The organism is Pseudomonadota bacterium, assembly GCA_016195085.1.
In the GTDB taxonomy this organism is placed as follows: domain Bacteria; phylum Pseudomonadota; class Alphaproteobacteria; order SHVZ01; family SHVZ01; genus JACQAG01.
The window spans coordinates 38,225-53,449 of the sequence record JACQAG010000026.1; the positions used below are offsets into that span (position 1 = coordinate 38,225).

The 15,225-nt window shown below is 62.4% G+C and carries 12 protein-coding genes; 3 read left to right on the forward strand and 9 right to left on the reverse strand.

Features of this window, described 5'->3' with window-relative positions; all coding sequences use genetic code 11:
- The first annotated feature begins 12 nt into the window (after nucleotides 1–12).
- Genes HY058_07830 through asnB form a run of 3 tightly spaced genes read left to right on the forward strand, consistent with a single transcriptional unit; the run spans nucleotide 13 to nucleotide 4,189 of the window.
- The gene (locus HY058_07830) at nucleotides 13–1,455 is read left to right on the forward strand and encodes a class I SAM-dependent methyltransferase (GenBank protein ID MBI3497198.1); all 1,443 of its coding nucleotides are present in this window, start codon (nucleotides 13–15) and stop codon (nucleotides 1,453–1,455) included.
- Nucleotides 1,386–2,339 (forward strand): glycosyltransferase family 2 protein, encoded by a 954-nt coding sequence (locus HY058_07835; GenBank protein ID MBI3497199.1) that lies wholly within the window; start codon nucleotides 1,386–1,388, stop codon nucleotides 2,337–2,339. The genes HY058_07830 and HY058_07835 overlap by 70 nt, the downstream gene beginning before the upstream one ends.
- A complete protein-coding gene (gene asnB, locus HY058_07840; GenBank protein MBI3497200.1) occupies nucleotides 2,339–4,189 on the forward strand; it encodes an asparagine synthase (glutamine-hydrolyzing) in 1,851 nt (616 codons plus the stop codon). Before HY058_07835 ends, asnB begins: the two co-directional genes overlap by 1 nt.
- 41 nt (nucleotides 4,190–4,230) lie before the next feature.
- On the opposite strand, the gene HY058_07845 is transcribed toward asnB, so the two are convergent.
- The 9 genes from HY058_07845 to HY058_07885 form a co-directional block, all read right to left on the reverse strand.
- Nucleotides 4,231–5,151, reverse strand: a complete 921-nt coding sequence (locus HY058_07845; protein ID MBI3497201.1) for a class I SAM-dependent methyltransferase — start codon at nucleotides 5,149–5,151, stop codon at nucleotides 4,231–4,233.
- Complete coding sequence (locus tag HY058_07850) at nucleotides 5,129–5,779, reverse strand: hypothetical protein (GenBank protein MBI3497202.1); 651 nt, start codon at nucleotides 5,777–5,779, stop codon at nucleotides 5,129–5,131. The genes HY058_07845 and HY058_07850 overlap by 23 nt, the downstream gene beginning before the upstream one ends.
- Before the next feature lie 2 nt (nucleotides 5,780–5,781).
- Entirely contained in the window at nucleotides 5,782–6,096 is a 315-nt protein-coding gene (locus tag HY058_07855; GenBank protein ID MBI3497203.1) for a Rieske (2Fe-2S) protein, read from the reverse strand.
- 14 nt (nucleotides 6,097–6,110) lie between these two features.
- A complete protein-coding gene (locus HY058_07860) occupies nucleotides 6,111–6,863 on the reverse strand; it encodes a class I SAM-dependent methyltransferase (protein ID MBI3497204.1) in 753 nt (250 codons plus the stop codon).
- A 52-nt stretch (nucleotides 6,864–6,915) separates the two neighbouring features.
- A complete protein-coding gene (locus tag HY058_07865) occupies nucleotides 6,916–8,604 on the reverse strand; it encodes a hypothetical protein (GenBank protein ID MBI3497205.1) in 1,689 nt (562 codons plus the stop codon).
- A 199-nt stretch (nucleotides 8,605–8,803) separates the two neighbouring features.
- Entirely contained in the window at nucleotides 8,804–9,736 is a 933-nt protein-coding gene (locus tag HY058_07870; protein MBI3497206.1) for a methyltransferase domain-containing protein, read from the reverse strand.
- Between the two features lie 350 nt (nucleotides 9,737–10,086).
- On the reverse strand, nucleotides 10,087–11,232 hold the full coding sequence (locus HY058_07875) for a flippase-like domain-containing protein (protein ID MBI3497207.1): 1,146 nt from the start codon (nucleotides 11,230–11,232) through the stop codon (nucleotides 10,087–10,089).
- A gap of 85 nt (nucleotides 11,233–11,317) precedes the next feature.
- The gene (locus HY058_07880; GenBank protein MBI3497208.1) at nucleotides 11,318–13,378 is read right to left on the reverse strand and encodes a cobalamin B12-binding domain-containing protein; all 2,061 of its coding nucleotides are present in this window, start codon (nucleotides 13,376–13,378) and stop codon (nucleotides 11,318–11,320) included.
- Between the two features lie 553 nt (nucleotides 13,379–13,931).
- The gene (locus tag HY058_07885; GenBank protein ID MBI3497209.1) at nucleotides 13,932–15,101 is read right to left on the reverse strand and encodes a hypothetical protein; all 1,170 of its coding nucleotides are present in this window, start codon (nucleotides 15,099–15,101) and stop codon (nucleotides 13,932–13,934) included.
- Nucleotides 15,102–15,225 lie beyond the last annotated feature (124 nt).

Consider the following 15,225-nt stretch of genomic DNA (forward strand, 5'->3'; position numbering starts at 1 on the left):
AGAAGCGCAGAAATGTCCAGTGCGGAGCAAGGTGGCTCGCGCGGAATGGCTGAAGGCTCCGCGCCGCTTCCTTACGGCGCCGACTTCTATCGCTACCTCGATGCCGGGTCGCTTTCCTCGGCACGGCCGATCGTGCCGCTGCTTAAGCGGCATTTGAATCCTCAAAGCGTCCTGGATGTGGGCTGCGGACGCGGCGCCTGGCTGTCCGTCTGGCGCCGAACGGGGGTGTCAGATGTCTTCGGCGTCGACGGTGCGCACGTGGATTTGGACGCATTGCTCGTCCCGCGCCAAACCTTCGCGAGTCATGACCAACACGTTTCTTTTTGCAAGGGACGATGCCGCCGCCGTCCTGCCGCCCGCGGTCGCCGAGACCCTGATCCCCCGCGGCGCCAAGGCGCGGGACTATGCCGATTGGCGTTGGCGGCTGCGTTGCCGTTTGCTGGCTCCGCTGCCGCCACGCCTGGTTACGCTGCTCTCGCGGGCGCATTTTTGGCTAATAATGGGCTTGCCGCTGCGACGGGCGAGTCGCGTGTCTCACCGTATCGGACCGTGAAGCGAGCGGAAGGAGCGTCCGCCGGGTTTTCCGCGGCGCAGTATGCCGAGGCCTACTCGGAGGGCGTCGAGCGGCACTTCTGGAATGCCGCGCGCAACCGGATCATCGCATCCGAGCTCGGCAAGGTTGCGCGCGGTTCGGGCCCATTGGGCAAGATTCTGGAAATCGGCTGCGGTGCCGGAGTGGTGGTGCGTCATCTGCGGCAACGCGGCTTCGACTGCCATGGCGCCGAATTGGCGGCCGCACCCATCGCCGCCGATCTGAAGCCGTTCATCGCAACGAACGTCGATGCAACGACCCTCGATCCATCATTTAGAGAATCGATCGGCACGATCTTGCTCCTGGACGTCATCGAGCATGTCGAGGTCCCCGTTCAGTTCCTCCGCGGCATCCTCGCGGCATTCCCCATGGCGCGGCGCGTGCTCTTGACCGTGCCGGCGCGCCGGGAGCTCTGGTCCAACTATGACGAGCACTACGGCCACTATCGCCGCTACGATATGCGCTCGCTCCGGGCCTTCATTCGCGATGCTGATCTTCGCCTCGAGCGCGCTGCCTATCTATTCCACGCGCTCTACCCGGCGATGTTGCTGAACCGTCTCACCCGGCGCGCCCGTACCGTCGTGATCGAGCCGCCGCGCCATGAGCGCGTTCATCGATTGCTGGCTGTCTTGTTTGCGTGGGAGGCGAGACTGCTTCCGGCAGCGCTTCCGGGAACCTCGATCCTTGCCGTCGCATGCCGCGGCGCCAGTGCGTTAGACAACGTCGAATCGACACCTCGTCCGAATCGGCCATGGGCGTGTTGCCGTATGGCCGCATCTGATATGGTGGTTAGATGGATCTCTCCGTCGTCATCCCGATTTTCAACGAAGTTGAAAGCCTTCCCCCGCTCGCTGAAAAGTTGAGCAGCGCGCTCCGCGATCTGCGGAAGAGCTACGAGGTCATCTTCGTCGACGACGGCAGCACGGATGGAAGCGACAAGGCTCTGCGCCGGATCTGCGGTGCCGATCCAAATTTGAGGTTTATCAGCCTGTCGCGCAACTTCGGACAGACTGCGGCGATATCTGCGGGCATCGATAGTGCGAAGGGCGACATTCTCGTGCTCATGGACGGCGATCTGCAGAACGATCCCGCCGACATCGGTCTGCTGCTCAATGGAGTGGCAGAGGGGTTCGATGTCGTGTCTGGGTGGCGCAAGGATCGCAAGGATCCATTCTTGACGCGGCGATTGCCCAGTATCGTCGCCAATGCGTTGCTGTCCCGCCTCACCGGCCTGCGCCTGCATGACTTCGGCTGCACGCTCAAGGCCTATCGCCGGGAGGTTCTGGAGGGGGTGCGTCTCTACGGCGAGATGCACCGATTCATTCCCGTCTATGCGCATTGGCAGGGTGGACGCGTTACCGAAGTGGTCGTGACCCATCATCGGCGCCAGCAGGGCCGCTCGAAATACGGTCTCGAGCGGATCGGCAAGGTCGTGCTCGACGTCATCGTCATGACCTTTCTCGGGCATCACCTGGTGAAGCCGATTTACACCTTTGGTTTCGCTGGGTTCCTGTTCTTGGCGTTGTCCGCCCTGATCGTGACGGCGATGATCGTGCTCAAGCTGTTCTTCGGCGTCTACATGATCCAGACGCCGCTGCCCGTTCTGGCGGCGATGATGTTCATCACCGGCATCATCAACCTGCTTTTGGGCATCATCGCCGAGATCAATATCCGCACATACTTCGAGTCTCAGGGGAAGAAGACCTATTCCCTGCGCACGCGCGTCAACTCCGAAGACCGTGCTTGATGTGCGGTATCGCGGGCTTCGTGGGCGAGGGCGAGGAGAGCGATCTCGCCCGGATGCTCCGGGCGCAAGCATACCGCGGTCCGGACGAGGAAGGATCCCGCGTCGATGGCGAGAGCCGTGTCTTCTTCGGCCATCTGCGTTTGGCGATCGTCGATCTCGCTGGCGGGCGGCAGCCGATGACCACACAGGATGGCCGGCTGTGGGTGACCTTCGGCGGCGAGATCTACAACCACATGGCCCTTCGTCGCGAGCTGGAAGCGGCGGGCCATCGCTTCCAGACCGATCACTCCGACACCGAAGTATTGCTCCACGGTTACCGTGAATGGGGCGAGGAGCTGCCGCGGCGCCTCAATGGCATGTTCGCCTTTGCCATTTATGATCGGGATCAAAAGCGGCTGTTTCTCGCTCGCGACCGATTTGGCGAGAAGCCGCTGTTCTATTTCGTCGGGCAGCACCTCTTCGCCTTCGCCTCCGAGATCAAGGCCCTAAGACGGCACCGGAGCATCGACACCGCGATCGACGGAGAGGCCGTTCGCAAGTTTCTCGCTTACGGCTTCATGCCGGCCCCTTACGGCCTCTATAAGAACATCTTCAAGCTGCCGCAGGGAAGCTGGCTCAGTCATGGCTTGGGCGACCGCGAGCCGCGTGTGGTCCGCTATTGGCGGTATCGAGTCGAGCCCGATCCCACCCTCGCACGCCGGAGCGTCGACGATCTCGCGGCCGAGCTCTCCGGCCTCCTGCGCGAGGCCGTGCGGAGCCGGCTCATGGCCGACGTGCCCTTGGGCATATTCCTCTCGGGCGGCTTGGATTCCACCGCCGTGCTGGCATTGGCCGCGGCGGCGCGGCCGGACAATGCAGTCAAATCCTTCAGCATCGGCTTCGCGGAGCCATCCTACGATGAAACGTCCTGGGCACGGCTCGCCAGCAGGGCGATCGGCAGCGAGCATTCCGAAGAGATGCTGTCGCTGGATGCGGCAAGAGGATTGATACCGCGCCTGCTGCCGAGCGTGAACGAACCGCTCGGCGATCCCTCGATCCTGCCGACGTATCTGGTCAGTGCCTTCGCCCGGCGATCGGTCAAGGTGGCGCTCAGCGGGGATGGCGGCGATGAGCTTTTCGCCGGATACGATCCCTTCCTGGCGTTGGCGCCGGCATCGCTCTACCGCGCCCTCGTCCCCCGGTCGCTGCATCGGGCGGTGCGCCTATGCGTGGAGCGATTACCGGTCGCGACCACGCGCATGAGCCTCTCGTTCCGTGTCCGCCAGACGCTCGCCGGGCTCACCTATCCGCCGAAGCTTTGGAATCCGGTTTGGCTGGCGCCAGGCGATCCGAACGGCCTTGCGGAGCTGCTGGCGGAACCAGTCGATATCGAAACCGTCTACAGCGAGGCGATCGAGTGCTGGGAGAGCGCGTCGAGCCCAGACCCTGTGGATCGATCGTTGGAGTTCTATGGAAATTTTTATTTGCCGGAAGCGGTGCTCACCAAGACGGATCGGGCCTCGATGCAGGCCTCGCTCGAGGTGCGGGCGCCGTTCCTTGAGAACGATCTCGTCGATTTCGTGCGCCGCCTCCCAAGTCGTTTCAAGCTTCGAGGCGGGCAGCGCAAATATCTCTTTAGGAAGGCGATTGCCGGTTTGGTTCCAGAGCCGATCCTGAAGCGCGGCAAGCAGGGTTTCGGCATTCCCTTGGTCGCTTGGATGCGAAGCGAATTGAATGAGCCGCCGAGGCCGTGCGCTGGAGCGCTCGATGCGGCGGTCGTGAAGCGGATTTGGGGCCAGCACCGGACCGGCAAGCGCGACCATGCGCGGATGCTTTGGGCTCTGTTGGCGCTCGAACGGGCGACGGCTTAGCCGGCGCCGTTGGCGTGACACCGTCGCCGACGGCCGTTCGACTAGCGGCCTTGGGCCTCGCCAGGACCCGCATGTGCGTGGCCGAGGGCGATGAATAGGCTCGATGCGGAGGAGGTATGCCCCTCGATGATTGCCAAGGGGTAGCACAGCATTAGGCCGAAGATCGCAGGCCATCCGAAATTCGAGCGAGGCTTGGCGCCGCGACGCCACGCATGCCACAAGCTCTGCACCGATATTGCCCACCCGCCGGGATCGGACACGCCGCGTAGCTGCAGGACCCGCAAGCCGGCAACGCGCGCGAGCTCATGCACCGCCGGCCCGGTGAAAACCGTGACATGGCGCGGGGCATGCAAACCCGACCAATACCGCCCGAACAGCGTGTGGCCCATGGACCGAGCGTTGGGCGTCAGCAGCAATATGCATCCATCCGCCGATAGGAACTCTCTGTAGCGCGTCAAGAGGGCTTTCGGCTCCAGCACGTGCTCGAGGACGTTGTTCACGACGAGCGCATCGATCCCATGGGTCGGCACGTAACGGGTCATATCGGCCTCAACGAGGTTTATGGCCTGGGATGCCTCGCGCATCGCCGGAGGGATCACCCAGTCGACCCCCGTTAGATTGCGATAGCCCATGCGGGCGAGGCCCCGCAGCAGATGTCCGCCGCCGCAGCCGAGTTCGAGGATTCGTTTGTCCAGGCCATGAATGTGTTTCTTCAGCATGCGTGCCAGCAGCGTGGCCTGTATGGACTTCAGCGCCCCGACGAGACCCGTCTGCTGCAGCGGTCGATAGTCGAGCGAATAGAGCGTGGGGAGCGTCTCGGCGGAGGGCGGAGGAGCTTGAAACAACAGGCCGCACGCGGCGCACTCGCAATAGTTGGCCGTCAGTTGACTTCCATGCTCAAAATCGGCGACGTCTGCGTAGACTTCTCGGACCGGCCCCCTATTGCAGATCGGGCAGGCCATAGCCCACTTCCTCGCTCTTGGCGAAGGGGCGGCGAATGCCCGTGGTCTTGATCTCCGTCAGCTTCGGGACCGGTAGCTGGATCGGATAGGGCCGCTCCGTATTGGGGCGCGCCGGAGCAGGCGTCTTCTTGTTCACGTAGTCGAGGCCAATGAAATCTTGGAAGCCCAACTGCCAGAGCTTCAGCCGGCGCAGCCGCATATCGACGTCCTCGACCCAGGTCGTCTGAAACCACTTTGCGGTCAATCGCGAGAAGAGGGGCTGCAGAAACTTCAGAACGGCCGGGACCTCGAGCTTGTTGACGACGGTGACGCGGCACGCATTCGGGCCCAAATCCTCGAAGTGGAATTCCTGCTGAAGCAGAAGCCCCGCGATCCCGGTGTGATACGACCGCATCAGGTTCTCGGACTCCAGGACCGAGAAGTGCTGCGCCTTCAATGCCAAGGGGATGAATGGCACCTTGGCGCTTCGTTCGGAGAAGCACCAGTTCGCCGCCTCGGCGTGAACTTTGACGTACTGGTAATGCTTGAAGTGCGTTCCGACGACGTGCTCATGGTCGAAGTAATTCCATATGATGATGCCTTTTGGGCAGTTCATCACCTGCTCGACTCTGGACGTCAGCTCGACCATTTTCAATTCTCATCCAGTAGCACGTGAATTTCGGCGCCCTCTATCTTGATCTTATATTCTCTTAGCTTGAATTTCTGCACGCTTAAGCACTGGCCGTTCTCGGCGGAAAACTGCAAATTATGCCATAAGCACGTAAAGGTCCCATCTCGCATCCGATGATATCCGACCGGCCCGCCAAAATGCGGGCAAATATTGCTCAGCGCATGAATAGTCCCATTGTGGCGGAAAACAAGAATGTCATGGCCGCCGACCCAGCGGGAAAATTGTCCATGTTTCTCCAAGTCGGTCAACGTCCCGATTATTGTATATTCCTTCATGATCGTCCTTTTAACTATTCTGCCGATTCTATCTCCATAGCGTGGTCGCGGTTCGGTTTTCGACACACGGCCAGGATCGAGACGCCGAAGGGCGGGCGGATGAGCATGGCCGTGCGCACGTCGAAAAGGAACAGCCAGGTCAGCACGCGATTGAGCCAGGCCGTGTTGAGATCGCCCTCGCTCTGCGGACGGATGTTGAAAGCCCGCATCAAAACCCGGAGCAGCCAGATCGGCACGAAGAGGATGTAGTTGAAGTAACGGGCAAGGGAAACCGATAGGCCCGCTCCCTCAATGATCCTGACCAGCGGTCGTAGCCGATAGCGGCGATAGTGGCGACCAACTTCGTCCGAGATGCCCCACAGCGATGGAAAGGCCGGCACCATGATCACCGCCGTGCCGCCCGGACGGAGCACCCGCGCAATCTCGCTGAGCGCCTGGTCGTCATCGTCAACATGCTCGATGACATCGGTCGCTAGAACGCAGTCGAAGCCTCCGTCGGCAAATGGGAGCGCCTTCGCATCGGCCACTTGCACCCGGCCCGCTATGTGGGCTTGGCAATAGGCGGCGGCGATCGGACTGCGATCGACGGCCCAAACCTGCTCGAATCCAATGCGGCTGAGCAGGCGAAGGTTGCTCCCGGTGCCGGCGCCGACGTCGAGTATGCGTGCCGAGGCCGCCACGCCGCCGCGCCTGATCGTCGCCTCGATGAGGCTGCGCCGGCCGATGAACCACCAATGCGTCTCCTCGACCTCGGACTCGGGCGGCATAGGCGCTGGGCTGCATTTGTCCTTCCATGGCCCCCGTATCGAGAGCCCGTATTCAGATGGCCAGCAATGCTGCGACTCCAACCACGGCGGCGAGGGCCAGCGCCCAAGGGCCGAAAAACGCCACCCAAGCCTGATCACCGATGCCGTGCATGGTCGTGTAGGCCCATATCTGTGGGGCCGGAGCTGCGAGCGTGAGCCATGCGAGCGCGCCGACGACGGCTAGACTGCCGTCGTCGTAGCGGAATGAGAGCATGGCGAATATGGACACGATGAGGCCCAGCAACACCGACTCGAAGGGATGATCATCCTTCAATCCTCGCAAGACCGGCAGCAGTGCGGTGGTCACCGCCCGCAGCAAGGCGCGCGGTTTGCGAATGAGGTATAGCCGCGGCATTGCCGCCAGATTTTTCCGGAAATAGTCGAGAAACGTTTCACGAATGATATGGTCGTAGATGCGCCATTTCATGTCGAACTTGTGCAGATGGAAATCAGCGAGCTCGGGGCGAAGGGCCCCGAACCGGGCGCCTGCGCCCGGGGTCGATAGCAGCCAATATTTGGCTCCGTAGACGCTGTTGAGATCTTCCAGGTAGTCGGATTGCCCGCGGCGCTTGTTGCGCTGCCAAGATTGCGGGTCCATCGCCAAGCCCAAATAGGCAGCATGCCAGCGGGGATAACTGTCCATGATCTCGTCGGTCTTGAAGACCGGGCTTAGCCGATGCCGGTAGCGCCAGGAGCAAATTGCAAATGTGAGGAGGAGCGTGAGGCCCGGCCACAGTCCCGCAAAATATGCCGGGAGATCTATCAGCGCCGAGATCGCGGCAGTGGCGCCATCCGTAGTTTCGCCCTCGCGAACGAAATTGATGAGCGCGTCCAACAGCCGTGGCGCTTGTTGAAGATTGAGGATCAGCGACGTTGCGGTCGCGGCGATGATCGCCAGAAGCACCCAGGACGCTGCGTAGCGTATTCTCCATGAGACGTGGATGAGATAGCTCTGCACGAGACAAGCGAGGAGCGCCAGCAAGCCCGGCGGTTGCGAGGTGAGCGTCGCCAGCATCAAGTAAAATGCCGGAATGATTGCCAAGGTCGAGAGGAAATGGTGAGCGTAGACGTAGTTCAGCTCCCAGGTGTCGAATATGGTCAGATATAGCTTCGACCAACGCAGCGTCAGCAACATGATGCAAAGCGTCCAAAGTGCCGCGGGATGCGCGAAGAACGTTGCGCACAAGATCGCGCCGCTGAGGCTGAGAGCGACGAAATACAGATAGTACAGAGCCTGGATCCTGAGGCCGAAGACCCGAAAAGCAAGGGTCGCATAGTCCGCATAGCCGATGTCGAAAACCGGCGTGAAAGACTTTGAGCTGAGAACGATCGGCCATGGCAATGTAGCGGCATGCTGGAGCGCGTAGTTGACGAGCTCCGGTTGGCGACTGGCATAACTCGAGGTAGGCGAGTGCGTCACACCTCCACCCGTGAGCCACAGTCCCGCTGCGATCAGGACATCTCGAACGTGGGTCAGCCCGACATAGTTCTGGCCCAAGCGGTAGCGAATGCGGGAGATGGCGACGGCGATGCAATCGACGTGACAGGCGAGGTTTCCGGTCAGGACCCCGGATTGGCCGAGCTTGATCCCGTCGAAGAACATCCGGACGATCGCGTAGATGGAGATCAGCACCGCCGCAGCGGAAAGCCACGTGTCTCTATGGGCTGCGACGAAATCGTATGGGTTCTCAGCGAAGAGCATCCTGGGAGCGTCCAGAAATTTCTGTGAAGTCTCTATCGATTGCTGCCGACGCCAGTCCCACGTTTACTCGTTGCTGGCGTCGGCCGCTACAACGATGACGAAGAGCATCCGCTGGCTCACCCGAAAGCATTGCGCCGCGTGACGCAACCACGCCGGCTCCATGCGGTATCCGCGGCGGTGCGGCTCGAAGCCGTGGGGCTCACGCCGGTCGCGCCGCAACGCCGATCACCTGCAGGCCGAGCCGCGCGAGGGCGGGTTGCCGCACGACCCAATCGTCGAACCGTGCAAACCCTTCGACCACGGCTCGGATCCCCGGAACGAATCGGAACAGCCGGTTGACGATGAGCACATCGCTATTCATGAAGAGGCAGAAGCCAATGAAGCCGGCCGGCCGCCAGCGCAGGTGGACGAGGCCCGCCTGCTCCAGCACCGGCACGGTCTCTCGCCACCTGAGCGGCTGCTCGGTCACGCTGTCGAGCGCGGGTGCAAGGCGGTAGACGAGGCTGCGCAGCCAGCGCCAAACCACGAAATCGCTCAATGGTTCGCGGTAGTAGAGGCGTCCGCCCGGCTTCAAGATCCGCGCAAACTCGGCGAAGAGCGCGGCTCGATCCGGCACATGGTGGATCCCGCCAAGGCAGAGAACGGTATCGGCGCAGGCATCGGCGAGGGGCGTCTTCGTCGCATCCGCCTGCAAATAGGTGAAGCCGCGCGACGCTTCGTTCTTTCTTGCCGATCGCAGCATCGCCAAGGAGACATCGATGCCGATGCAGCGCTTGATGCGGGCGCCCAACGCCCGGCGCGATTCGCCGCCCCCGCAACACGCTTCGACCACGACGCCCAAGTCTCTATCGCCAATCTCGGCGAGCAGGACATCGTCCAGATAGCGCGTATAGGCGATCGTTTGTGGATAATTGAGATGCGCGACATAGGCGCTGCCTATGCCATCGAAAAGCTCTTGCTGCACGGCGGCGTCGGATGACCGGAACGCTCGGACGAATTGCGGAATACCGTGCTCGTCGATAGGGTAGCTCTGCTCGCCGTCCTTGGTCACGAGCCTGTCGCCGCGCTGCTCGAGGGGCTGACCAGATAGCGGGCAGCGCAGAATGGCAAGGTCGAGGATGTTTTCGCCCATCGCTCACACTTCACTGCAACATTGTAGCATCGGTGAGCATCTGATTGGGATCCGTTTGAGCTAAGCGATCAATGCGAACCGGGACGACAACGCCAAGGATGACACTTCGAATGGCGGCGCATCATAGAGATTTTTCTAGCCTCTCGGAAGTATGGGTCCCCATCCGACGGTGCGACGCGTGGGGCGACGATGATCGGAGGAGATTTCGACCTCCTCGTTGTCCGCAGGCATCGCGCGGCGACCAACGACCGCACTCGCGGGGTGCTCGGAACGGGGCCATCGCAGCGGCTATTGCTTGACTGAAGGCCCTTGGCTCCGCGCGCAAACGACCGTGCGGATTGTCGGAAATCTCAAGACGCGACGTTGATTTCCCGAAGCGGCAGACACGGCGAAATGCTCGTGTCTTTGCGCAACCTTACCAAGGCCAGTGCCGTTGACAACGCAGCGAGACCAATCAGCGTTGCCAGCCAGAAGCCACCGACCCGGAAGACGATGACGCTGGCGACCACCGGTGCGGCCGGTAGTCCGTACGCGGCGAGAGTTGCGATGATGGCAAGCTCAGCGGCGCCGAGTCCGGCGGGGAGGAAAGAGGCGGCGCCTGCCAGCGACCCTGCGGAATATGCCGTCAATGCCAGAGCAAGCGAGACGTCTTGTTCAGCGCTCGCCAGCACGAGGCTCAATCCAATGCACTGCACAACACGGGAGGCGATCGCGAGCAGGAGGGCGGGCATGAAGGCCGGACGACGATAGAGCCGTGCCGTCCGGGCCAGTGTCAACGCCGCCACGCGGAGCAAGCCGGCACCCATCCGAAATCTTCCGCTTAACCGCACCCTCAATCCTCGTATCAGCGCTAACCATGGGCGCGGGAAACCCAGGACGCAGAGCGCGATCGTTGAGAAGATTCCGAATGGCAGCAGAACCTCGAAGCTCTGATTGATGATGGCGAACCCCACGACACCGCAGACGACAACCGACGTGGTATCGGCCACCCGATCGAGAACAAACACCGGGAGCGAGCGGAGATATGAAACGCCGAAATGGCGACGATTGAACCACAGTCGGATCAGCTCGCCGGCTCTACCGGGCGTGGCGCTCATCGCATAGCCCGATACGTAGAACAGAGCTTGCACCGCGATCGGCCCGCGGCCGAGCTCGGTCCGCCACAAAACCAGCCACCGAGCAACGTTCAAGCTCATGGCAATGATGGTCGCTGTCGCCGCCGCCGCGATGCCGGAGGAGTGGAGTGCGGTATCCAAGGACTTCCAAGTCGGCGCATCGAGCAACGCTGCCGCAGCCACTGCGATCGCAAGGAGGAGCACAAGGTTCGCGAGGACCCAGCGCGCCGCCCGGCGAAATTGCGCACGGCCCAGGCCGAGGTCGCTTGCTTCACGAGCGCGATGACCGGCATCTTCTAGCGTCGAATGGCGCGGCGCCGCACCCTGCGCCATGGGAGACGCGCTGGCAATTGGACGATCGATCAATTGCCTGAGATGCACCGCGACAACCTCCTGCCGGCGAGGCTCTCGCCCATCGATAGGCCGGGGCAAGAGGCAAAACGCGGTCATCGATCGGTCGGGGCGGTCAGGAGGCCATCAAGACCGGCGCTTGGTTCGCCGGCGCATGCTCGTGCACGAACTTCCGATGCAGCACCTGCGCCGTGGTGCGGTGAATGAGATGGGCGAGGCCGTCGAAGGAGGCGCCGTATTGGGTGAAATACTCCCTGATGGTGCGGCGTTGCACCTCGTCATGGGCGATGGTGACCGGCCGCGGCTCTTTCGTCCAGAGGGCGCGAGGGTCGACCAAGAAGTGTTGGTGCGACAAGGCGACGAAATCGAAGTGCAGGTCCATGGTGAAGACCCGATCGACCTCCAGCGGCGCCGATCGCAAGGCCGAGATCACTCGGCAGAGCTCAACGATGTATTGGCTGATTCGATGATCCTTGGCGATGACGCGGCCGAGCGCGTCCTCGACCGCCGATGAAGCGATCTCCAAGACCTCATCCAGCATGGTTGCTACGGCGAGGGTCCGATACTTGAAGATCTGGTTCGCGCCATAGACGCCCGAGGCATAAGCCTCGCGACCTTCCGCGCTCAAGAGGAACTTGGTGAGGCTCTCCAGATCCGGCCACAGGTTGCGGATGTCGTCGGCGCGGAAATCCTCGTACAGTTGGAAGAGCGTGCTGCCGGGCTTCGTGGCCGTCACGTGCATGCGCAGGAGCAGATCGGATCGCTTCACGCCGAGGAGCGCGCAGAGCCGGTAGAGCTCATCCAGCGTGCTGCCGTTGTTGAAGATGGACAGCGTCAGATCCCACCAGCGGCAGTCCTTGTAGTCCTCATAGGACATCGTGCTGTTGCCAACGCAAGTTTCCTGCACCTCGAAGACCGGGACGGCCTCGCCGTAGATGCGGTACTCGCCGAAACAGCGCGGCATCACGCGGAAGCGCCGCTCGTAGCGGAACTTGGCGCGCGTCGCCTGGTCGGCCGCCTCGGTCCCTGGCAGCAGGACGAACTGGTAGTTGTTCACGTCCTGGATGCCGGCATCCATCATGTCGCAGGCGGATTTGATGTGCTTCTCCTTGGTGTCTCCGGGAAGGCCAAGGATGATCTCAGTGAAGCTGGTCGAGTTGGTCAATTTCGACTGCTTCGCCATGGCGACGATGGCGTCGATGCCGATGTTAGTGCGCTTGATGTTCGCCAGCACCTCGGCGTCGGTCGACTGGATCGATGCACCGATGATGACGCTGTCGCCCAGCTTCGCCGCCATCTCCAGCACGCGCTGCTTCTGGTTCTTCGCCGTGGCCGTGCCGACCAGGCGAGGCCATTGCTTTTCTTGCTTCATGCGCGCGAGCGTGGCCGCGGTTTCCAGGTCCTCCGGGAACATGCCCCAGTTGAGATCGGCAAGGGTGATGTTCGGCACGTTGACGCGCTCGAAGACGTATTCGAGCTCGGCATCGACCCGGGCCTGGCTGAAGCGCCGGGTCTTGCTCATATAGGCGATGCCATCGTGGCAGAAGGTGCAGGAATAAGGGCAGCCCCGCGAGGTCTGCATCATCGGCGTCAACTTGCCGTCGAAGAACTGGTCCATCAGTCCCATGAGGTAGGGCGAGGGCAGGACCTCATCCAGCGCCAAGGTGCGCGGCTTCATCTCCAGGCGCACGAAACGTCCGGTGTCGAGAAAGCGCAGATTGGGGAGGTCGCGGCGCTGGGCCTTGATCTGCTCGGCGTCGAAGTCGGCGTCGATCAGAGCCTGCAACAGCGCGATGAAAGCCTCTTCGCCCTCGCCGTCGACGTAGAAGTCGACTTCGGGGTGCAGGCGGAGCCAGTCTTCCTGCTCCTTCGGGTCGATCGGGAAATTGGGCCCGCCGAACACGGTCACCGTCTCTGGGTGGCGGCGCTTGATGGCGCAGGCGTAAGCGAGCTGCAGCTCGGCGTTCCACATGTAGTAGGAGAACGCGGCCACCGTCGGAGTGCTCTTGTCCAGATAGTCGGACAAAATGTCGGGGTACTTGAAGATCTGACACTCGACTTGGCTGCCCAAGGCCTTCGAGGTGGCGGCCGCAATGTAGGCGATCCCCAGCGGAAAGTTGTTGGCCGCGATGCCTTGTTCCGTATGGGTCAGGTCGACGAAGGCGATTGCTACCATGGCGCGCGCTCCCGATACGGACCGATGAACCGTGCCGGCATCAGACTCACCGAAGAAGATCGGAAACGCGCAATTCCACTACGCTGCCGAGAGGGCACGCGAGGGAAACGCAGCGGTGACCCCGCTAGGGTCTGGGTCATGTAGACACGGTCCATTCTGTCCAGGTCCACATCACGGGCGAGACCGGAACGGCTCACCCTCGGTGTCGTCCTTTTGACGACCGGTGCAATCCTAGCACTCTTCAGCGGGAGGTGATAGCGGATTGCCATACCCGACCAAGGGACGTTTTGGAGGGTGGGTTGAGGGTCTGGAACCTGCGGCATGGCGGCGGCTTTCGGCACACATTGATGCCGTGCCGGCATGCAGGATGTGTACCAAATTAGGTAAATGGCTGTTGAACGGGGCTTATTCGGAGCGGCGCGGACCAACAGAGCCGTCCGGGTCGCGAGGATCGGCCCGGCCCGTCCGGCGCGATCAGTGGTCAAGGGTAAGGGTCTGTGCTGCCTATGCTTTTTGCCCTTCCCTGGCGGGCATGGCAGAGCGATCGGGCGGCTCAGCTCGAGGCCCCTTGCGGCCGGATCGGCAAGGGCCGATTCGACCACAGGCTGGCCGGCGCCATGCCGCGATGAGGCGGGTCGGTCTCAGGCAGCGGGCCGCCTTCAGGGAAGATATTGCCGAGGATCGTCTTCACGTCCCGATCGGTGGTTCTCGACGTGCCGTTCTGTTCGTAGAGGAGCCCCTCATCTCCGATGACCGCGCGGGCGAGCTCGGCGTAATGCGCGATCTGCGCATCGGACATCTCCTGCATGGAGCGGAAGTTGAGCATGGCGTCGACGGGTTTAAGCTCGTCCAGCACGCGTTCGGCCAGAAAGTTGGCGACGAAGACGGCGCCAAAATCCTCGGGCAGGCGCGGGCCGAGCTCACCCGTGCTGACCGACAGATACCCCCCCGGCACGGCGAGGTAGTTCGGTCGGTCGTCCCATAGCGCCGCGAGATAGATTGCAGCGAAGATCAGGGAATCCGGCAGGTCGACCGCGACGAAGCGCAGCCCTTTCGCCGGCAGCGCGCGGCCGAGCTGGTATCCAAAGCCGCCGAAGCCGGAGCCGATATCGGCGATGGTCACCGCCCCCTTGGCCGCAGCGCGCTCGCGCAAATACCGCAGCGCGCCCGAACCGAAGAGGCCGTTCATCTGGGTTTGCAGGCTCCAGGCATCATAGCCGGCGAGCACGCCGTCGATCACCAGTCCGACCTCGCCGAACACCGGCGGCAGGCGCACCCGAGCGTATTCCGGCAGACGACGCCGATCGGAGATCAGCGTGGTGGAATGGATAGTGAGGTTCTGGTTCTTGGCGTGAAGCTGCCCTTCGAGGTCGGCCGGCAGCGACTCCGGGCTGACGCCGTGGATGTCGCCCCGGATCGGGTCGAATCCGGTGAAGGGCTGGCAATAAAGACGCAAATGCTCGATGTCGCGTCGGCTCTTGCCGTAGAGCGGATGCCAGGTCGCGGCAAGACTCGCCCAATTGTTTGCCGGATTGGCGACGGCGGCATCGAGTGCCAGGCGCTCGATCGTCTCTGGCGCCGCCGCCTTGAGCTCGGCCACGCGGTCGGCGAGCCAGCACGCCGTCTCGTACTCGCTGTCCGCCAGACGTCGGTTGCGCGCGGGCGTCATCAGCCCATCGAGGCGCATGCTCAGCTTCTGGCCCGCAAAGTCGACGGTGATCATCGGCATCGGGGTGTGTAGTACCGGGATTCGCAAATCCGCGAAACTCCCCGCCCTGACGCCGTCGTCGCATTGCCGGGCGGCTCACACGGGTCCTTGCGACGGTTCGACCCCGGATCGTCGTCGG

What these genes read in the sequence shown, in the direction of transcription:
- HY058_07855 (MBI3497203.1), bottom strand. Translation starts at nt 6,096, where the DNA reads ATGAAGGAATATACAATAATCGGGACGTTGACCGACTTGGAGAAACAT.
- HY058_07885 (MBI3497209.1), bottom strand. Translation starts at nt 15,101, where the DNA reads ATGATCACCGTCGACTTTGCGGGCCAGAAGCTGAGCATGCGCCTCGAT.
- HY058_07880 (MBI3497208.1), bottom strand. Translation starts at nt 13,378, where the DNA reads ATGGTAGCAATCGCCTTCGTCGACCTGACCCATACGGAACAAGGCATC.
- HY058_07860 (MBI3497204.1), bottom strand. Translation starts at nt 6,863, where the DNA reads ATGCCGCCCGAGTCCGAGGTCGAGGAGACGCATTGGTGGTTCATCGGC.
- HY058_07850 (MBI3497202.1), bottom strand. Translation starts at nt 5,779, where the DNA reads ATGGTCGAGCTGACGTCCAGAGTCGAGCAGGTGATGAACTGCCCAAAA.
- asnB (MBI3497200.1), top strand. Translation starts at nt 2,339, where the DNA reads ATGTGCGGTATCGCGGGCTTCGTGGGCGAGGGCGAGGAGAGCGATCTC.
- HY058_07870 (MBI3497206.1), bottom strand. Translation starts at nt 9,736, where the DNA reads ATGGGCGAAAACATCCTCGACCTTGCCATTCTGCGCTGCCCGCTATCT.
- HY058_07830 (MBI3497198.1), top strand. Translation starts at nt 13, where the DNA reads ATGTCCAGTGCGGAGCAAGGTGGCTCGCGCGGAATGGCTGAAGGCTCC.
- HY058_07835 (MBI3497199.1), top strand. Translation starts at nt 1,386, where the DNA reads ATGGATCTCTCCGTCGTCATCCCGATTTTCAACGAAGTTGAAAGCCTT.
- HY058_07845 (MBI3497201.1), bottom strand. Translation starts at nt 5,151, where the DNA reads ATGGCCTGCCCGATCTGCAATAGGGGGCCGGTCCGAGAAGTCTACGCA.
- HY058_07865 (MBI3497205.1), bottom strand. Translation starts at nt 8,604, where the DNA reads ATGCTCTTCGCTGAGAACCCATACGATTTCGTCGCAGCCCATAGAGAC.